Consider the following 14,934-nt stretch of genomic DNA (forward strand, 5'->3'; position numbering starts at 1 on the left):
GTGCATCCTTTGGGTGCACCGGCTTTTTCATGCTTTACCTCTCATCTTCAGGTTGGTGCCGTGTTGCCGGCTGCGCAGCCTGTGGGCGCAGCGTTCAAGCCACGGCCTCGGGGCCAAATGCCAGCCCGTCGAGCTTGTCGGGGTTGCGAATGATGAAGATGTTGTTGGCCTTGCCTTCGTCGTTGTAGGCAAAGGTGATGGCCGCGGCGATCTCGCCGTTCATGCGCAGCTGGATGGCGCGGCCGCCGTTGATCTCGCAGGGTACCCATTCGTAGTGGGCCCAGTAGCGGGCCAGTTGCGTCGTCAGCAGGGTCAGCACACTGCCCTTGCCCTGGAAGATGCCCTCCACCGAGGCGACCTTGCCGCCGCTGTCGGTACTCAGGGCGATGTCGTCCGAAAGCAGGCTGGCCAGTGACTCGGTGTTGCCGGCAGTGATGGCTTCGCGAAAAGCGGTGAGCAGGTCGTCCTGCACCTTGGGCGGCGTGACGTGCCGGAMCTTGCCCTGGGCGATGCTGGTGCTGGCGCGCGAGACCAGCTTGCGGCAGGCGGCTTCTTCCATGTCCAGCATCTCGGCCACTTCGGCATAGGGCGTCTCAAAAATCTCGTGCAACAGGTAGGCCGCGCGCTCCTTGGGTGTGAGGCGTTCGAGCAGCAGCAAAAAAGCCATGCTCAGCGACGAGGCCAGCAGGGCATGTGTTTCAGGCGTGTCTTCGGTCTGGGTGTGGATGGGTTCGGGCAGCCAGGTACCCACATAGTCGACCCGGCTGCGCTGGGCGTCGCGCAGCATGTCAATGCAATGGCGCGTGCAGATGGCGGTGAGCCAGGCGGCCGGTGTGGCAATGCTCGCGTGGTCAGCCGCCAGCCATTTGATGAAGACGTCCTGCACGGCGTCTTCGGCATCGGCCCGCGAGCCGAGGATGCGGTAGGCCAGGCCGAACAAATGCCTGCGCCTTTCTTCAAACACGGCGGTGGGGTCGATGTCCTGCATTGCGCGCCTTGCTTTGCTGTACTCAGTGTGCCGAGACCTGGATGCGGTTCCAGAGGTTGATCATGCCGATGGTAGCGGTCAGCGCGCCAATCTCCTTGTCGCTGAACGATTGGCGCAGGCGGCCGCGCAGGCTGGCGTAGTCGGTCTTGTGGTCGAGCGTGGTCAGCGCTTCCGTCCAGGCCAGGGCGGCTTTCTCGGCTTCGCTGAAGTCATTGACGTGCGCCCAGACGACGAGGCGGTCCAGCCTGTCCTGGGTTTCGCCGTCTTCACGGGCTTCGCGCAGGTGCATCTTGACGCAGAAGGCGCAACCGTTGATTTGCGAGGCGCGCAGGTGAACCAGGTGGTGCAGTTTTTTGTCCAGGCCTTGCGCGTCAATGGTTTCCCTGACCTTGAGCAACGCGGGGTAGACGTCGGGAATCGCGAGGTCGATGCGGACGGGGGCGGTGTTGGCGGCGGTAGCGGTCGTCATGGTGTTTCCTTTAATGAGTTCAAAAGTTGGTGTCACACCGTATTGACGATTCAGCTTTGCCGTTTGTGACGCGCCTCTTCAAAAAAAACAAAAAAAGATGAAATAAATGAAAATTCGCCTGATCCCGGAGGGGTTCAGGCGATGGCGGGGTGGAAGTCTGTGCGCGTCAGGGTTTGCTGCCCAGCAAGGCATTCATCGCCGAATAATCCAGTTTGGGGCCGAGCAGCGGCGACAGGTCCTGTTTCAGCAAGGCCTCGACGCTGGTTCGGGCATGTTCATACGCGACCTGGAAGGGCGCCGGCCCCACGCTGAGGCGCCGCACACCGGCGGCCTGCAGTTCGGCAACAGGCGGCAGCCCGGGCATGGCCATCAGGTTCAGCGGCAGGCTGACAGCCGCGCAAATTTCCTTCACTTCCGGCAAGGCGGTGAGGCCGGGCACAAAAGCGCCGTCTGCCCCGGCCTGCTGGTACAGCTTGAGGCGGGCGATGCTGGCCTGGGCCGGGGTGCTGTCGACTTTCAGTTTGCGCAGGTAGACATCGGTGCGGGCGTTGATGAAAAGCGGTGCGCCTTTAAGCGCTGTACGGATGGCGCGGATCTTTTCTGCCAGTAGCTCAGGCGCGCCGCTGCCGTCTTCGAGGTTGATGCCCGCTGCACCCACAGCGACCAGCTCGGCGGCCAGGTGGCCTGTTTCGGCGGGGCTCTCGCTGTAGCCGTCTTCCATGTCGACGGTCAGCGGCAGGCCCAAGACGCGGGTGATGCGGGCGACCGCATCGAGCAGCTCATCGGGCGGCAAGGCGCCGCCGTCGGCATAACCGCAGGCCCAGGCGAGCGACGCGCTGCTGGTGGCTACGGCTTTGGCGCCGGAAGCTTCAAAGATTTTGGCGCTGGCAGCGTCCCAGGCATTGGGCAGCAGTAAAACGCCGTGCGGCGCCTGGTGAAGTTGGGCGAATTGTTGGTGGTGAAGGACTTGCATGGCGGCTCCGTCGTTGTTGGCGGGATGGGAGAAGGGGTCGCACAGCTTAGCAAGCTGCGCTGACGTGGCTGGCCGTTTGCGGACCTTTCCTGCCCTATTTACTTCAGGTTACGTGCCGCGAAATTCCACGTCAAACCGGGCCAGGCCTGCGTAGTCAAAGTGCGTGCGTTTTCCGAAGGGTAGCGTCAACACGCCGGCGTAAGAACCCGTGATCACCGCCTGGCCGGCCAGCAGGCCGACGCCGCGTTCGCGCAGGAAATTGGCCAGCCAGTACAGCGGCGTGCGCGGGTCGCCGTTCGGGTGTGTGGCTTCGGTTGTCTGCGCAGTTTCCCCGGCGACTTGCCAGGTCAATTCAAATGCCGCGACATCGGGCCCGCCCAGTTCGGGCCCCAGCCACAGGCCGTTGTTCACGATACCGTCGGCCAGCAGTTCGGGAAAGGGCAGGCTGCTGTGGTCGGTGTAGCGGCTGGCACAGATTTCCAGTGCAGCATGAACGGAGCCAATGGCCGCATCCACCTCGGCCTCGGTGTAGGGCTGCGCGCGCGGGGGCAGGTCTTTGGCCAGCACAAAGGCCAGCTCTGGTTCAACCACCACGGCGGCGGTACCCGCAGGAAAGGGTACGGCGCAGCTTGCCGCGCGGCTGAGTGTGGGCTGGTAAATCGGGGCGGCCACCAGCTTGCCGGGGCTGGGCGGCGAGGCCTTCCAGCCGGCCACAGACTGGCCCAGCCGGCGGGTGACTTCCTGCTGCACCTGCCAGCCGTCTTCCAGGCCGGCTGGGCGGCAGCTCCCGGGCAGGCGTGGGCCTGGTTTGCCTGTGGTTCGCCTTGCTATTAATTCGATAGCTGCTTGCGCACGTTCTTCGGGGCTTAGGGGCATATTTGGCTTAAAAGTCAGGGATGTGAAGGTTGGCTGCACTCCCGTGCGGCATGAGGGCAATGTCTCGCGAACGGGGTGCGTTTCAGTGTAGCGGCCTGGCCTGAAACCGGCGCGTGCGTGCGCTTCTCTTCAACCCTCGGCAGGGCGGCTGGGCTCCCTGTACTTCCTTGTACTATTGGCAGCTTCAACCCGCTTTGTGCATTTTTTGCGCGGCCATTCCTGCAACCCGTTCCAACACCATGAAAAACTCCCTGAGCCCTGCTTCCACCCTGCCTGTTGACGCTGCCGATGCCTTGCTGGTGGGGCGTGTCTGGATTGACGGGACCGGCCCCGTGCTGGTCCTGGTCACGCCCGACGGTGTGTATGACCTTTCCAGCGTGGCACCGACGGCCAGCCAGCTGCTCGAGCTGCCGGGCGTCGCCAAGGTTGTGCGTGCCGCTGCGGCAAAGTTGCCGCGCCTGGCGGGTACGGCCGAAGTGCTGGCCAATTCCTCGGCCGACGCGCAAGACCCCAAGCTTCCCTGGCTGCTGGCGCCTTGCGACCTGCAGGCGTTGAAAGCATCGGGCGTAACCTTTGTCGAGTCGATGCTTGAGCGCGTGATTGAAGAACACGCGGGCGGCGACGCCAGCAAGGCCGATGGAGCGCGCAAGACGGTGATCGCCGTGATCGGCGAAAACCTGGGCAGCATCAAGCCCGGCTCGCCTGAAGCGGCCCAACTCAAAGACGTGCTGATCGCGCAGGGCATGTGGTCGCAGTACCTGGAGGTAGGCATTGGCCCCGACGCGGAAATCTTTACCAAGAGCCAGCCGATGAGCGCGGTGGGCACGGGCGCCGAAGTGGGCATACACCCTGGCAGCGATTGGAACAATCCCGAGCCCGAGGTCGTGCTGGCTGTCAATTCGCGCGGCGAGACCGTGGGTGCGGCGTTGGGCAACGACGTGAACCTGCGCGACTTCGAAGGCCGCAGTGCACTGCTGCTGGGCAAAGCCAAAGACAACAACGCCTCGTGCGCGATCGGCCCCTTCATCCGCCTTCTCGACGAGCGCTTCACCATCGACCATGTCCGCAGCAGCGACCTGAGCATCACGGTGACGGGGCCTGAAGGTTTTGTGATGAAGGGCGGCAGCTCGCTGAAGAAAATCAGCCGCGACCCGCTGGACCTGGTGGCGCAAGCCATTGGCCCCAACCACCAGTACCCCGACGGCTTCATGCTCTTCCTGGGCACCATGTTTGCCCCTACGCAGGACCGCCACGGCCCCGGCCAGGGCTTTACCCACGTGGTGGGTGATGTGGTGACGGTGGCCACGCCGCAGCTGGGCAGCCTGGTGAACCGCGTCACCACTTCCGACAAGGCTGCGCCGTGGACCTTCGGCATTTCGGCGCTGATGCAAAGCCTGGCCAGGCGCAAGCTGCTGTAAGAAGGGATAAAGCGAATGCATACCTCTGCATTGGTTTTGTTTTCTGGCGGGCAGGATTCGACGACCTGCCTGGCGCAGGCGCTGTCGAAATACGAACGCGTCGAAACCGTGGCGTTTGACTACGGCCAGCGCCACAGGGTGGAGCTGGAGGCACGGCTCAATGTGCTGCGCGAAATCAAACAGCAATTTCCGCAGTGGGCGCACAAGATCGGTGAAGACCACATGCTGGACCTGGCGGTACTGGGGCAGGTCAGCGACACGTCATTGACGCGTGACGTCGCCTTCAAGATGGAAAGCTCGGGCCTGCCCAACACCTTTGTGCCGGGGCGCAACCTGCTGTTCCTCACGCTGGCGGCCGCGCTGGCCTACCGGCGCGATTTGCAGGTGCTGGTCACCGGCGTGTGCGAAACAGACTTTTCGGGTTACCCCGACTGCCGCGACGACACCATCAAGGCCATGCAGCTGGCGCTGTCGCTGGGCATGGACAAACGCTTCCTGATCGAGACGCCGCTGATGTGGATCGACAAGGCCGACACCTGGCGGCTGGCGCATGACATCGGAGAGAAATCCGGCGAGCCCAACGGCGGCGAAGCGCTGGTGAACCTGATCGTGGAACACACGCACACCTGTTATCTCGGCGACCGTGTGCACCGGCATGCCTGGGGTTATGGGTGTGGAACGTGCCCGGCCTGCGAGTTGCGGGCTCGGGGTTTTTCGCGCTTCGTGGCAGCGGAGCCTTAAACCGCGAAACTTGTGCCCTTCCAGCCGGGGCCGCGGGACCGGCTTTGCCGGACCGCAGGCGCAGCGGCCCCCTCGGGGGGCAGGAAGCTACACGAAGTGAGCGACCGTGGGGGCTACATCCCGTAGTCTCGTTCTACCTTTGCGATTCGGGTCTTGTAATGCGTGTACCAGTCGCTGCGCCCGGTTTGCTGTGCCACCAGGTGCTCGGCGTTCATCTTCCAGGCCTTGATGGACGCCAGGTCTTGCCAATAGCTCACCGTGATGCCCAGGCCTTCGCGGGCTGATTCGACGCCCAGAAAGCCCGGCTGCTGCGCAGCCAGCGCCACCATGCGGTCGGCCATGTCGCCGTAGCCGTTGTCGCCTTCGGTTCGCAGGGAAGTGAAGATAACGGCGTAGTAAGGGGCTGGGGGTGTCGCTGCAATCACAAAATACTCCGTGGTTGTTGGCTAAAAAAGAGGCCGCTAGCCTCGGCCGGGCGGTTCGACCACGCTGCGGGTGACAAGCGGGGGGTCTTCGCCGAGGTGAAATCCGAGTTTGCGTTCGCGCAGCGCCACGTCGCTGGCCGTCACGCGGTCAAAGCGGCGCAAGTGCTCGGTCCATGACTCGTCAATGATCTGCTCGATGTAATGGCCGGGCTTGTTGACGTCGCGCAGAAGTTCCCATTCCAGCGCGCCCTGGCGCAGGCGGCTGCGGCGGCTTTCCTGCATCAGCGCGCGGAAGTCGTCGATGCGCGCCGGGTCAATCTGGTAGTGAATCCTTACCACCACGCGGCCCACACCGGGCGGCTCCTCAGCCACCGGCGCCTTGAACTGGCGCGAAGGGGTCAGGTCTTCCTCAATGCTGAGGTCGGACACAAGGTACTGCGCCACCATCATCACGACCGAGCCGCTGGCGGCGGCCATCAGCAAACCGGTGGATACGCTGGTAAGGCCCGCCACGTGGCCCCAGAGCGCCGCGCCTGCCGCGCTCGCGCCCATGATGGCCATCTGGTACATCGACATGCCGCGCGCGCGCACCCAGTCGGGCAATGACAGCTGCGCCGACACGCTGAGCGAATTGGCGCAGGTGATCCAGGCCATGCCGTTGAGCAGCATGGCGGGCACGGCCACATACACATTGGGCGCAAAAGCCATGGCGGCGGTAGACGCTGTCTGCAGCAGCGTGGAGCGCATCACGAGCACGTCGCGCGGCATCATCTGGCGCAGCCGCGCCAGGTTGAGCGCCGCGATGATGGCGCCCGTGCCCATGGACGCCAGCAGCAGCGTGAAGGTACCGGCGTCGCCGCCGTGCAGGCCGCGCGCCACCAGCGGCAGCAGGGCCAGCAGGGCGGTGGAGTGAAAAAAGAAAATGGCCACACGCAGCAGCACCGCGCGCAGGCGCGCCGACTGGCTGACAAACTGCAGGCCGACGCGCATGGCGCTGACGAGGCGCTCGCGCCCCAGCGGGCTGGGCGCATGGTCACGCCGCCAGCGCATGATGACAAAGCCTGAAATAACCGACAGCACGGCGTTGAGCACGAAAACGTATTCAGTGCCGGCACCGGCAATCAGTGCGCCAGCCACCAGCGGGCCGACGATGCGCGAGGCATTCATCGAGACACCGTTGAGCGCCAGTGCGGCGGGCAACTGCACGCGCGGCACCAGCTCGGGCACGATGGCGGCAAACACCGGCCAGCGCATGGCCAGGCCCACGCCGTTGGCAAAGGTCAGCGCCAGCAGCAGCGGCGGCGTCATGACATCCGAGATCACGGCGATGCACAGCAGCGTGGCCACCACCGCGACCCAGAACTGCGTCATGATGAAGTAGCGGCGGCGGTCCAGGATGTCGGCCAGCGCGCCGCTGGGAAGGCCCAGCAAAAACACCGGCAGCGTGGAAGCCGACTGCACCAGCGCCACCCAGAGCGGCGAGGTGGTCATGGAGGTCATCATCCATGCGGCCGCCACATCGTTCATCCACATGCAGATGTTGGCGACCAGCCAGGTGCTCCACAGCATGCGGAACACCGGGCGCTTGATGGGCGCCCAGGCGGAGAGGGATTCGGCCGTTACCGGCTCGGGGGTCCTTGCGGCTTCCTCGGGCATTCAGGGCGCTTCCTGTGCGGCACGCTGGTTCAGCGTGAACAGCGCGGGGGAGCCTTCGGGCAGCTTTTCGAAAGCCCAGGTTTTATTGTGAAAGGCTGCCACGTTGGGGCGGTGGGCGATCGAAATGATGGCGCCTCCCGAGGTTTTGACGAGCGCCAGCAAACGTTCATACAGCGTTTTTTCAGCCGCCTCATCGAGTGCGCTGGTGGCTTCGTCCGCAAAAATCCATTGGGGCTTTTTCAGCAACACCCGGGCGATGGAAAGGCGCTGCTGCTCACCGCCCGAAAGCTTCTGGCTCCAGGCGTCTTCTTCGTCCAGCCGTGCGGCCAGGTCGGGCAGCAGGGCTTCGTTGAGGGCTTGCTTCAACGCGCCGTCGCTGTAATTGGCCGCGGGCTCCGGGTAGGCCAGGGCGTCGCGCAGGGAACCATTGGGGAAATAAGGGCGCTKCGGAATGAACATGGCGTTTTCGGGCCGGGCAATGCGGCCAGTCGCAAACGGCCAGATGCCCGCCAAAGCGCGAAAAAGGGTGGACTTTCCGCTGCCGGAAGGACCCCTGAGCAGAATGTGGTCCCCGGCCTCGGCATGCAGCTCGACGCCCGTCAGGAGAACGGTTCCGGTCGGTAGGGCCAGATTGAGATCGCCCGATGTGAGCGACGTAGACACGCTCGTGGCCAGGCCGGCGTTGTCCTTTGCCTGCGCAACCATGCTGTCTTCGAAGCTTGTCAGGCGATCCGTTGTCGCGCGCCAACTGGCGAGGCTGTCGTAGTTGTCCACAAACCAGCTGAGTGAATCCTGAACCTTGCCGAAGGCTGAGGAGATCTGGATAAGTTGACCCAGCTGGATTGCGTCGCTAAAAAAGCGTGGGGCTGCGACGATGAACGGGAAGATCACGGCAGCCTGGCCGAAGAAGCTCTGGAACCAGATGAGTTTTTTGTTGGCGCGTATCAGGTTCAGGTAATTGGCGAGCACCGTGTTGAAGCGCCCGTCAAGCTGATTGCGTTCAACGGTCTCACCGTTGTCCAGCGCAATGGATTCGCTGTATTCACGCACACGCACCATGTGATGGCGAAAATTGGCTTCATAGCGCTGTTGCATGAAGTTGAGCCTGATCAGCGGCCGGCCAATGTAATGCGTCAACACGCTGCCAACCACGCAATAGGCTACCGCAGCCCAAACCATGAAACCCGGAATTGTGTAGCTGCTGCCGCCCAGGGTGAAACCGAACGGGCCTGAAAGTGCCCACAAGATGCCGATAAAACTGATCAGCGTCACAACGGCATTGAGCAGGCCCATGCTCAATGAAATTGTGGCCGTGGTAAATGAGTGCACGTCCTCCTGAATACGCTGATCAGGGTTGTCGGGGCTTTCGTTGATGTTGGCCGTGGCCGAATAGCGGGCCAGCTCCATCTTGTAGAAGGCGCGATGCGATAGCCAGCGATGCAGATAGTCACGTGTCATCCAGGAGCGCCAGCGCATTTGCAGCAGCTGGGTCAGGTAGAACTTGTAAACGGCAATGATGATGGCTCCAAAGGCCAGGTAACTGAACCGCCCAAGTTGCTGCCAGAAAACGACCTGGTCCTTTTTCTCAAGCGCGTCGTAGAAGACGCGGTACCAGTCGTTGAATTGCACCGCCATGTAGACCGTGCCCAGGTTGAGCAGCACGATGGCCAGAAAAAGGCCGCGTGCCTTCCATTTGTCTTCAGACCGAAAGTAGGGGGCGGCAAGCACTCCTACCCGCTTGACGAAAGTTTTGAAAGCGCTGAATTTGYCGGAAAGGCTGGACGGATTCATGAAAGCCCTTTCGCGGCTCAGGAAAGCTGGTTGGAAACACCACTGGCCACATGGCCCGAGGGCACATGCTGCGAGGCGGAGTGCACGTGACCGGTCTGGTCGTCAAAGAAAAAGTCGGGCTCGAACTCGCGCAGGAATTCGCCCTTGGCGAGACCCCCCAGGAACATGGCTTCATCGACCTCGATGTTCCAGTCCATCAGTGTGCGGATGGCGCGTTCATGCGCAGGCGCGCTGCGGGCGGTCACAAGCGCCGTGCGTATGCGCATATGCGAGGTGCCGACCTGTTGCAGACGGTGCAGCGCTTCGAGCAGGGGTTTGAACGGGCCGGCCAGCAGCGGTTGCGTGGCCTTGTCGCGTTCATGTTGCTGGAAGGCCGAGAGGCCCTGTGCCTGGAAGACGCGTTCGGCCTCGTCCGAAAACAGCACCGCGTCGCCGTCGAAAGCAATGCGTACTTCGTTGGGATGTGCGTCACTGGCGCGCACGGAATGCGGATACACCTGCGCGGCGGGCACGCCGGCCAGCAGGGCGTCGCGTACGTCGCTCAAGTGGGCAGACAGGAACAGGTTGGCGTGCAGGGGCTTCAGGTAACGCCAGGGCGCCTCGCCGCGGTTGAAGGTGCCGCGTTCTATCTTGAGGCCGTAATGCTGGGCCGAGCGAAAGACCCGCATGCCGGACACGGGGTCGTTGCGCGAGAGGATCACGACTTCAACGCGTTGGGTGGGTGCTGTCGGGCTGGCCGCTTCTCCGGCGCTTTCGGGCACTTCGTTGAAGGCTAGCAATTTTTTGACCAGTGAGAACGCCACACCGGGCTTGGCCGGCACGTCCAGCCGTTCGAGTTGCAGCTTCATGTAGGCTGCGTCTTTTTTTGCGCCGGGCAAGGGCTCGGCGGTCATGCCGGTTTCAAAGACCTGGTTTTCTTCTTCAAAGTCAAACAGCGCGCGTGACGAGATCGCCACCACGAGCTGAYCATCCAGAGTTGCTGCCATTGTTTGATGCCTTGTTGTTGTCAGGAGGGTTTTGAATACGCAGCGGGGGTGTTCATGCCAGTTCCAGTGTGCACCATTGTCCATAGCTGGGTGCATTGATCGGCCACTCGTCTGCCCCTGTGATCTGACGCTGGCCACGTGCAATCAGTTCCGCAGCGCGGATCACGCCAGCATGGGTTATCCACAAGGCATCAGCTTCGCCCTGCAATTCGTCAAAGGCCGAGGCCACGCGCGCCATCACTTGCATGGTGCTTTCGCCGCTACCGCCCACGGCATGCATGGCGAAGCTGTCGGTCCAGGCCCGCAGGTCGGCGGGGCCGATGTCTTGCCAGCTGCGGCCTTCCCAGCTGCCAAAGTCCATCTCCTGCAGCCGTGTGTCGGTCTTATAGGTTAAATCGGCCCGCAAGCCGCTCAGGGCGTGCGCCAGGCGCTCACATCTTTGTAGCGGTGAGCTGATGACACGGGTGGCCTGCGGGAGCATTGTTGCCAGCATTCGGGCGCATTCGGCGGTCGCGTCGGCGTCGGCCGCCACATCCTGCCGGCCGTAGCAAACGCCAGCGTCAATCAGGGGCTTTGCGTGGCGGACCAGCCAGAGTTTCATTCAAAGACCGGCCTGGGGCTGCGCTGCAAATACCAGCCAGGGCTGCGGAACAGGCTTTGCCGGGCCGCAGGCGCAGCGGCCCCCTTGGGGGGCAGCGCAGTACACGAAGTGACAAGTGTGGGGGCTCGTCTCATAGGCTCAGGGCCAGGCCCAGGTAAAAAGCGATTTCGCAGACCTGTTGGGTGGCCCCCAGGCAGTCGCCGGTAAACCCCTGCAGCCTGCGCTTGAAGAGGCGGCCCATCCACAGCAGTGCGAGCACGGCGAAGCTGCAGGCCACGATGAGATTCATGACGTCGAGCACGAAGGTGGCCAGTGCCAGCGCAGCGAGGCACCAGGAAAAGCCTACCAGCAGGCTGCCGGGGGAAATCCGGTCGGCCAGCGGCTTGGATTTGGACAGGGCGGTGTCGCCCACGTGCGGCAGCAGGTAAATCAGCAGCAGCGGCAGGCCGCGCGACATGATGTGGCCTGTGCACAGCGCGGCACAGGCGTACCAGCTGCCGAAAGGGGCTTCTTCCCAGTCGCCCCAGCCGGCGGGAGCGCCTTCGACTGAACCGAGGATGGCCAGCAGCGCGACCTTGCACAGCAGGGCAAGCACCAGGGCCATCGCGCCGAACGCACCCACGCGCGAATCCTTCATGATTTCCAGTGCGCGTCCCTTGTCGTGGCTGCCGCCCAGGCCGTCGGCGACATCGGCAAGGCCGTCTTCGTGGAAGCCGCCCGTCAGCAGCACGGTGGCGGCGGTGGAAAATGCCGCGGCCACGAGCGGCGAGAACGTGGTGTCGGGCAGTACTGCCTGAAACAACGCGTACACGGCAGCGGCAAACAGGCCCACCAGAATGCCGACGCCGGGAAAGTGGCCGGCGCTGGCGCGCAGCAATTCGGGGCTGTAGCCTACCCAGGCCGCCAGCCGGCCCGTGATGGGGATGCGCGTGAAGAACTGGACGGCGAGCAGGAACTCGCGGACAAACAGGGTGATGGATGTCATGCGAGGTCCCGCGAGATCAGGCGTCTTCGCGTCCGCTGACGCCGGCGGAATCGAAGCTCGCCATTTCGTTGAGAAAGCCCGCTGCCGACTGCACCAGCGGCCAGGCGAGGAGCGCGCCTGTGCCTTCGCCGAGGCGAAGACCCAGCTCCAGCAGCGGTTGGGCTTTCAGGTGCGCCAACAGCAGGCGATGGCCGTGTTCATCGGAGCGGTGGCAAAACACCATGTAGTCCCGTACTGCGGGCGCCAAAGCGTGGGCTACCAGTGCGGCAGCGCCGGCGATGAAGCCATCGACCAGCACCACGCGGCGCTCGCTCGCGGCCTGCAGCATGGCGCCGGCCATCATGGCGATTTCAAAACCGCCCAGGGCAGCCAGCACATCCAGAGGCTGCGTTGCGTCGGCGTGACGGGCCAGCGCGCGCGCCAGCACGGCGCGTTTGCGTTGCAGTTGCTGGTCATCCAGGCCGGTGCCGCGCCCGGTGGCTTCGTCGACGCTGATGCCGGCAAGGCGTGCCAGCAACAGGGCGGCAGGCGAGGTGTTGGCAATGCCCATTTCGCCGAACGCCACCACATTGCCGGGCAACGCTTGCAGGATGTCCATGCCCGCCGTGAGCGCGGTGTGGGTTTGCAGGTGTGACATCGCAGCCCCGCTGCAGATGTTTTGGGTGCCGTGGGCGATCTTTCGCTGCAGCAACTGCGGGTGCGCGGGCAGGTCCGCCGCCACGCCGGCATCCACCACCTGCAGGGCAAAGCCGTGCTGGCGCGCGAAGACGTTGATGGCGGCGCCCCCGGCCAGCATGTTGCCGACCATCTGCACCGTGACCGCCTGCGGGAAGGCCGACACGCCCTCGGCGGCAATGCCGTGATCGGCCGCGAAAACCACCATTTGCGGGGCTTGCAGCGAGATGTTTTCACTCTGCTGGATCAGGCCCAGCTGCAGCGCCACACCTTCCAGCAGGCCGAGCGCGCCCAGCGGCTTGGTTTTGTGGTCGATCTTGTGCCGCAGCTTCGCCTCCAGCGGGAGGTTGGCGGTGGGCTCAATCGCGGGCAGTAGAAGGGGCGGAAAGTCGGGTGCGTTCATCGGTGATTTGTTTAAGGCAGGCGGGGCAGAAGCATGACAGTGCGCTGCCTTCCGGCTGTGGGGATCGTTCGGATGGCACGGGCATGATGTGCGGCAGTTGCACACACCAGCATTCAGCATCCCCTGCCACCATGCCGCAGCGCAGGCCGGCGCCGCAACGGGGGCACACCGAGGTGTCGGCCAGAGCGGGTGTTGCAGAGGGGGCGACCTGTGTGCTCATGGCAATGTGGCTGGCTCAGCTCTGAAGGAACAGCCGATAGACCGGGTTGTCGGTTTCTTCCACGTGGGGGTAGCCCAGCGTGTCCAGGAAGTCCTTGAAGGCCTTGTTGTCGGCCTTGGGCACCTGCAGGCCGACCAGGATGCGCCCATAGTCGGCGCCCTGGTTGCGGTAGTGAAAGAGGCTGATGTTCCAGCCCGGCCGCATGCTGGAGAGGAACTTCATCAGCGCGCCGGGCCGCTCGGGGAAGATAAAGCGCAGCAGGCGCTCGTCCCTGGAGAGCGCACTGTGCCCGCCCACCATGTGGCGGATGTGCTCTTTGGCGAGCTCGTCGTGCGTGAGGTCCAGCGTCTTGAAGCCGTGGCGCGAGAAATTGGCGGCGATCTTGCTGCTCTCGCCCTTGGCTGAGGTGGTCAGGCCCACGAAGACATGGGCTTTGGCGTCGTCGTTGATGCGGTAGTTGAACTCGGTCACGCTGCGCGGCCCGCCGGGCAGTTCGCCAATCACTTCGCAAAAGCGCCGGAAGCTGCCGCGTTCCTCGGGAATCGTTACGGCGAAGAGGGCTTCGCGCTCTTCGCCGACTTCTGCGCGCTCGGCAACGAAGCGCAGGCGGTCGAAGTTCATGTTGGCGCCGCACAGGATTGCGGCGTAGGTTTCGCCTTTGGTCTTGTGGGTGGCGACGTACTGCTTGACGGCGGCCACGGCCATCGCGCCCGAAGGCTCGACGATGCTGCGCGTATCGACGAACACATCCTTGATGGCGGCGCAGACGGCGTCGGTGTCGACAGTGATGAATTCATCGACCAGCTCGCGGCTGATGCGGAAGGTTTCTTCGCCCACCAGCTTGACAGCCGTGCCGTCGGCAAAAAGGCCGACGTCGCTCAGGGTCACGCGCTTTTTGGCTGTCACGGACTGCATCATGGCGTCGGAGTCATTCATCTGCACGCCGATGACCTTGATCTCGGGCCGCACGGCTTTGATGTAGTTGGCCACGCCGGAGATCAGCCCGCCGCCGCCGATGGCCACGAACACGGCATCAAGCCGGCTGGAGCCGAGGCTTTGCAGCTGCATGAGGATTTCCATGGCGATCGTGCCTTGCCCGGCAATGACATCAGGGTCATCAAACGGGTGCACGAAGGTGAGGCCCTGTTTTTTCTCGAGCACCACGGCGTGGGCATAGGCGTCGGAGTAGCTTTCTCCGTGCAGCACGACAGTGCCGCCCCAGGCCCTGACGGCGTCGACCTTGAGCTGCGGTGTGGTGGTGGGCATCACAATCACGGCGCGTGTGCCGAGCTTTTGCGCACTGAGCGCAACGCCCTGGGCATGGTTGCCGGCCGAGGCGCAAATCACGCCTTTCTTGAGCTGCTCGGGGCTCAGGTGGGCCATCTTGTTATAGGCGCCCCGCAGCTTGAAGCTGAACACCGGTTGCTGGTCTTCGCGCTTTAGCAGCACGGTGTTTTTGAGGCGCAGGCTCAGGCTTTTGGCGGGCTCCAGATTTGATTCCACCGCAACGTCATAAACCCGTGCTGTCAGGATTTTTTTCAGGTAGTCGGCCGGCTTGAGCGCGGGCTTCGACGTTTTGCCAGAAATTCCCTCCCGGGCTTTGGCTGCCTTGGCGACCTTGGGAACAACTTTGGAAACAGGGCGGGTGGCTTGTTTGGTGTGGGTTGGCATGTTTTTCTCGCAGCCTGACATCATAGTGGGCAAGAAAAAAGGCCCAGACTTTGCAG

The 14,934-nt window shown here is 63.5% G+C and carries 15 protein-coding genes; 2 read left to right on the forward strand and 13 right to left on the reverse strand.

The window, feature by feature from the left end:
- Positions 1-94: 94 nt before the first annotated feature.
- The 4 genes from sigJ to AC1D0Z_RS09820 all read right to left on the reverse strand — a co-directional run bounded on the left by sigJ (position 95) and on the right by AC1D0Z_RS09820 (position 3,306).
- The gene (sigJ, locus tag AC1D0Z_RS09805) at positions 95-988 is read right to left on the reverse strand and encodes an RNA polymerase sigma factor SigJ (RefSeq protein ID WP_477658060.1); all 894 of its coding nucleotides are present in this window, start codon (positions 986-988) and stop codon (positions 95-97) included.
- 22 nt (positions 989-1,010) lie between these two features.
- Entirely contained in the window at positions 1,011-1,457 is a 447-nt protein-coding gene (locus AC1D0Z_RS09810; protein WP_477658061.1) for a carboxymuconolactone decarboxylase family protein, read from the reverse strand.
- Positions 1,458-1,623: 166 nt separating this feature from the next.
- Positions 1,624-2,430 (reverse strand): isocitrate lyase/PEP mutase family protein, encoded by an 807-nt coding sequence (locus AC1D0Z_RS09815; RefSeq protein ID WP_477658062.1) that lies wholly within the window; start codon positions 2,428-2,430, stop codon positions 1,624-1,626.
- A gap of 108 nt (positions 2,431-2,538) precedes the next feature.
- Positions 2,539-3,306, reverse strand: a complete 768-nt coding sequence (locus AC1D0Z_RS09820) for a 2-keto-4-pentenoate hydratase (protein WP_477658063.1) — start codon at positions 3,304-3,306, stop codon at positions 2,539-2,541.
- Between the two features lie 239 nt (positions 3,307-3,545).
- Here AC1D0Z_RS09820 and AC1D0Z_RS09825 point away from each other — a divergent pair, with 239 nt between their 5' ends.
- Together AC1D0Z_RS09825 and queC are read left to right on the forward strand one after the other, a co-directional pair.
- Positions 3,546-4,724, forward strand: a complete 1,179-nt coding sequence (locus tag AC1D0Z_RS09825; RefSeq protein WP_477658064.1) for a fumarylacetoacetate hydrolase family protein — start codon at positions 3,546-3,548, stop codon at positions 4,722-4,724.
- A 15-nt stretch (positions 4,725-4,739) separates the two neighbouring features.
- Positions 4,740-5,465: a 7-cyano-7-deazaguanine synthase QueC gene (queC, locus tag AC1D0Z_RS09830; RefSeq protein WP_477658065.1), complete on the forward strand. Its 726-nt coding sequence runs from the start codon at positions 4,740-4,742 to the stop codon at positions 5,463-5,465.
- Positions 5,466-5,578: 113 nt separating this feature from the next.
- Here queC and AC1D0Z_RS09835 read toward each other — a convergent pair whose 3' ends face one another.
- The 9 genes from AC1D0Z_RS09835 to ilvA all read right to left on the reverse strand — a co-directional run bounded on the left by AC1D0Z_RS09835 (position 5,579) and on the right by ilvA (position 14,878).
- The gene (locus AC1D0Z_RS09835) at positions 5,579-5,890 is read right to left on the reverse strand and encodes an antibiotic biosynthesis monooxygenase family protein (protein WP_477658066.1); all 312 of its coding nucleotides are present in this window, start codon (positions 5,888-5,890) and stop codon (positions 5,579-5,581) included.
- Between the two features lie 36 nt (positions 5,891-5,926).
- A complete protein-coding gene (locus AC1D0Z_RS09840; RefSeq protein ID WP_477658067.1) occupies positions 5,927-7,546 on the reverse strand; it encodes an MFS transporter in 1,620 nt (539 codons plus the stop codon).
- The gene (locus AC1D0Z_RS09845) at positions 7,547-9,337 is read right to left on the reverse strand and encodes an ABC transporter ATP-binding protein/permease (protein WP_477658068.1); all 1,791 of its coding nucleotides are present in this window, start codon (positions 9,335-9,337) and stop codon (positions 7,547-7,549) included. It lies immediately after the preceding gene.
- 17 nt (positions 9,338-9,354) lie between these two features.
- Positions 9,355-10,323, reverse strand: a complete 969-nt coding sequence (locus AC1D0Z_RS09850; protein ID WP_477658069.1) for a 5'-nucleotidase — start codon at positions 10,321-10,323, stop codon at positions 9,355-9,357.
- 52 nt (positions 10,324-10,375) lie between these two features.
- Complete coding sequence (locus AC1D0Z_RS09855; RefSeq protein ID WP_477658070.1) at positions 10,376-10,924, reverse strand: histidine phosphatase family protein; 549 nt, start codon at positions 10,922-10,924, stop codon at positions 10,376-10,378.
- A 130-nt stretch (positions 10,925-11,054) separates the two neighbouring features.
- Positions 11,055-11,909: an adenosylcobinamide-GDP ribazoletransferase gene (locus AC1D0Z_RS09860; RefSeq protein WP_477658071.1), complete on the reverse strand. Its 855-nt coding sequence runs from the start codon at positions 11,907-11,909 to the stop codon at positions 11,055-11,057.
- Between the two features lie 16 nt (positions 11,910-11,925).
- A complete protein-coding gene (gene cobT, locus AC1D0Z_RS09865; protein WP_477658072.1) occupies positions 11,926-12,987 on the reverse strand; it encodes a nicotinate-nucleotide--dimethylbenzimidazole phosphoribosyltransferase in 1,062 nt (353 codons plus the stop codon).
- Complete coding sequence (locus tag AC1D0Z_RS09870; protein WP_477658073.1) at positions 12,944-13,207, reverse strand: cysteine-rich CWC family protein; 264 nt, start codon at positions 13,205-13,207, stop codon at positions 12,944-12,946. Before AC1D0Z_RS09870 ends, cobT begins: the two co-directional genes overlap by 44 nt.
- A gap of 15 nt (positions 13,208-13,222) precedes the next feature.
- On the reverse strand, positions 13,223-14,878 hold the full coding sequence (gene ilvA, locus AC1D0Z_RS09875; protein WP_477658074.1) for a threonine ammonia-lyase, biosynthetic: 1,656 nt from the start codon (positions 14,876-14,878) through the stop codon (positions 13,223-13,225).
- Positions 14,879-14,934 lie beyond the last annotated feature (56 nt).

It is taken from the genome of Polaromonas sp. P1_E3, from assembly GCF_056405935.1.

Coding starts and splice junctions, on each gene's coding strand:
- AC1D0Z_RS09860 (WP_477658071.1), bottom strand. CDS start 11,909: ATGACATCCATCACCCTGTTTGTCCGCGAGTTCCTGCTCGCCGTCCAG.
- AC1D0Z_RS09855 (WP_477658070.1), bottom strand. CDS start 10,924: ATGAAACTCTGGCTGGTCCGCCACGCAAAGCCCCTGATTGACGCTGGC.
- AC1D0Z_RS09810 (WP_477658061.1), bottom strand. CDS start 1,457: ATGACGACCGCTACCGCCGCCAACACCGCCCCCGTCCGCATCGACCTC.
- queC (WP_477658065.1), top strand. CDS start 4,740: ATGCATACCTCTGCATTGGTTTTGTTTTCTGGCGGGCAGGATTCGACG.
- AC1D0Z_RS09820 (WP_477658063.1), bottom strand. CDS start 3,306: ATGCCCCTAAGCCCCGAAGAACGTGCGCAAGCAGCTATCGAATTAATA.
- ilvA (WP_477658074.1), bottom strand. CDS start 14,878: ATGCCAACCCACACCAAACAAGCCACCCGCCCTGTTTCCAAAGTTGTT.
- AC1D0Z_RS09815 (WP_477658062.1), bottom strand. CDS start 2,430: ATGCAAGTCCTTCACCACCAACAATTCGCCCAACTTCACCAGGCGCCG.
- AC1D0Z_RS09825 (WP_477658064.1), top strand. CDS start 3,546: ATGAAAAACTCCCTGAGCCCTGCTTCCACCCTGCCTGTTGACGCTGCC.
- AC1D0Z_RS09840 (WP_477658067.1), bottom strand. CDS start 7,546: ATGCCCGAGGAAGCCGCAAGGACCCCCGAGCCGGTAACGGCCGAATCC.
- AC1D0Z_RS09870 (WP_477658073.1), bottom strand. CDS start 13,207: ATGAGCACACAGGTCGCCCCCTCTGCAACACCCGCTCTGGCCGACACC.
- cobT (WP_477658072.1), bottom strand. CDS start 12,987: ATGAACGCACCCGACTTTCCGCCCCTTCTACTGCCCGCGATTGAGCCC.